We start from the raw sequence: 2,515 nt of genomic DNA, 5'->3' as shown, positions 1-2,515 counted from the left end.
CACGCAGGAGGTCGCGGGTTCGAGTCCCGTCCGGACCGCCATATTTATTCCAGTAGTGTTCACTACTGTTTTTATATATATATTAAGTGGCTCAGTAGCTCAGTCGGTAGAGCAATGGACTGAAAATCCATGTGTCGGCGGTTCGATTCCGTCCTGAGCCATCATAATGGCGGCTGTGGCGAAGTGGTTAACGCATCGGATTGTGGTTCCGACATTCGTGGGTTCGATTCCCATCAGCCGCCCCACTTATTTTGGGCTATAGCCAAGCGGTAAGGCAACGGACTTTGACTCCGTCATTCGTTGGTTCGAATCCAGCTAGCCCAGTTCCTTTGCGGGTGTAGTTTAGTGGTAAAACTACAGCCTTCCAAGCTGTTGTCGTGGGTTCGATTCCCATCACCCGCTCCATAAAAATATAATGGGCCTATAGCTCAGCTGGTTAGAGCGCACGCCTGATAAGCGTGAGGTCGATGGTTCGAGTCCATTTAGGCCCACCATTATTTAAAAAGTTAAATAGAATCATATTATTCCGCAGTAGCTCAGTGGTAGAGCTATCGGCTGTTAACCGATCGGTCGTAGGTTCGAGTCCTACCTGCGGAGCCATTTCTTTTTAAAAAGGCTAACGACTTGGTTTTTAAATAAAACGTATAAATAGTAAAAACTAATCTTTGTTTAACGAAGATTAGTTTTTTTAGTTTTAATAACATTTTATTAAAAATGAAACATAGCCTGAAAAAGCTATGCTTCGAAATCATTCTTCTTATGGATTCCCATCACAGGCACTCCTTACCTCGTCTAAATCGTTTACCTATACTATTCAGCAGCTAATTTGTCTCTCATCGCAGCCATCGGTGGTTGTTCCATCCAGCCTTTCTCAATATAAATTTTCATCGCATCCTTAACAAAGGCTTGAATCTTTAATAACGATTTTACATAAAGCATTGCAATATCGGTTCTTCCGTTAACTGCTACTGAATTTCCAAAGGCTCTAATTTTCATTGAGAACATATCCATTTTATGAAATAGCATCATCTTATCAGAAAATGGAGGAATGGTAGATGTGGTAACTAAATCATCTAGAAAAGTCGGTGAAGGCAAATTTTCATTATGAAGTTTTTGCATATAGCTTTCTACATTCTTAGATGTCAAATTCCTTCCTTTTTCAAACAGCTGCCGAATCTTTTCATCCTTTGCTACTTGAGCAAACGCCATAATCAGGGCTTTACTTGTTACATTGTTTTCAATATTATCGTAAAAGTGGGTGATTTCTAATGCGTGCAACGGTCGAACTTGTCCTAAGAAACCGTTCATAAAGTCGTAGTGAACAAATTCAACTTTCTCTGGAATCGGAATAATAGGTGGTTTGATTATAAGTCCTTTATTCATCAAGATATCTTTAATTTGGTCCATTAAATTAGTTGTGGTAGCCGCAGAATAGTTGTAAAACTCTTTTACATCCTTTCGATAGACGAGAGGGACTGCTACGTTATATATACTCAACCCGGCTTTTGTTATATATTTCAAATAATGAACATAATATTCATCTTCAAACAACCTTGGGGCGCTTAGGTTTACATCCTCGTCGCTAAATCCTATGGGTATAGGGAAATTTTCTTTTTCGAAAATATCCTTCATTTGTTTCATAAATTCTTCAGATAATGCTAAGGCATTTTCTAATAAAGCTTTTATATCCTTATCCTGAACATGCTGTAGAAAATAGCTTATAATGCATTTTCCCATGCTGTTTCCCATATAGGTAGCCCAAAGCTTTCCCATTTCTGCTGATGTTAAGTTTTCTGTCGTGCTTGTTTTATATGAGCTTAATGGAATTGGTTTAATGGTTTGCATGAGAGCTGTTTCACAACTCCTTTCATTTCATTTTTATTATTATTTGAATCAAATGGAATTCATATTCTGATCTCACACTTTATCAGGCGACTTTTCGGTGATAAATAAGAAATAGAGTTAGCAGGGAATGACAATAACAAAATTTGTGTAAAAAAAAGAGAGCATCTGCAAAGCAAATGCTCTTTCAACAAAGGGGAATACATTTATCATTCTTTCCAGTTTGATAGTTTTCTATTCATCTTTACAAATAAATAAATAAACAATCTCCAAATTTCTATTGCAATAAAGGAATAACGGGATATTTTCATAAAAGAGAATCACTTCGCCGGTGATTATATAAAGGCTATTGTTGGAAATAAGAAGCTTTTTTTACTTAGTTAAAACTTTTTTAGAAAAATTATTGACTTCGCTATTTAAAATTGATATATTAATTTATGTCGCTGAAGTCAGTTACTATTGAAAAGTAGAAAAACTTTTAAGGTTGACGAAACAAAGTTTAAGGCCCCTTGGTCAAGCGGTTAAGACACCGCCCTTTCACGGCGGTAACACGGGTTCGAATCCCGTAGGGGTCACCATTTTCATATTATGTAAACCCACTGGGCATAATATTGTTTAAGAAGAAACTTTGGAGGATTAGCTCAGCTGGGAGAGCATCTGCCTTACAAGCAGA

The 2,515-nt window shown here is 37.4% G+C and carries 1 protein-coding gene and 7 tRNA genes; 7 read left to right on the top strand and 1 reads right to left on the bottom strand.

Annotated elements, in window-relative coordinates:
• Positions 1–88: 88 nt before the first annotated feature.
• From F4V44_RS23045 to F4V44_RS23020, 6 genes are all read left to right on the top strand, one after another.
• Positions 89–161: transfer RNA gene (locus F4V44_RS23045), tRNA-Phe, on the top strand.
• Positions 162–169: 8 nt separating this feature from the next.
• A tRNA-His gene (locus F4V44_RS23040) sits at positions 170–245 on the top strand.
• Between the two features lie 7 nt (positions 246–252).
• A tRNA-Gln gene (locus tag F4V44_RS23035) sits at positions 253–324 on the top strand.
• A 7-nt stretch (positions 325–331) separates the two neighbouring features.
• Positions 332–405: transfer RNA gene (locus tag F4V44_RS23030), tRNA-Gly, on the top strand.
• Between the two features lie 12 nt (positions 406–417).
• Positions 418–494 (top strand) — tRNA-Ile (locus F4V44_RS23025).
• Positions 495–525: 31 nt separating this feature from the next.
• Positions 526–600: transfer RNA gene (locus F4V44_RS23020), tRNA-Asn, on the top strand.
• A gap of 210 nt (positions 601–810) precedes the next feature.
• On the opposite strand, the gene F4V44_RS23015 is transcribed toward F4V44_RS23020, so the two are convergent.
• Positions 811–1,845, bottom strand: a complete 1,035-nt coding sequence (locus F4V44_RS23015) for a DUF3231 family protein (protein ID WP_150442360.1) — start codon at positions 1,843–1,845, stop codon at positions 811–813.
• 500 nt (positions 1,846–2,345) lie between these two features.
• On the opposite strand from F4V44_RS23015, the gene F4V44_RS23010 reads away from it, so the two are divergent.
• Positions 2,346–2,420 (top strand) — tRNA-Glu (locus F4V44_RS23010).
• Positions 2,421–2,515 lie beyond the last annotated feature (95 nt).

Source organism: Niallia endozanthoxylica (genome assembly GCF_008710145.1).
Classification (GTDB): Bacteria; Bacillota; Bacilli; order Bacillales; family Cytobacillaceae; genus Bacillus_BD; species Bacillus_BD endozanthoxylica.
Note: the sequence above shows the minus strand (reverse complement) of the source record. Positions and strands in the feature narration are given on the sequence as shown.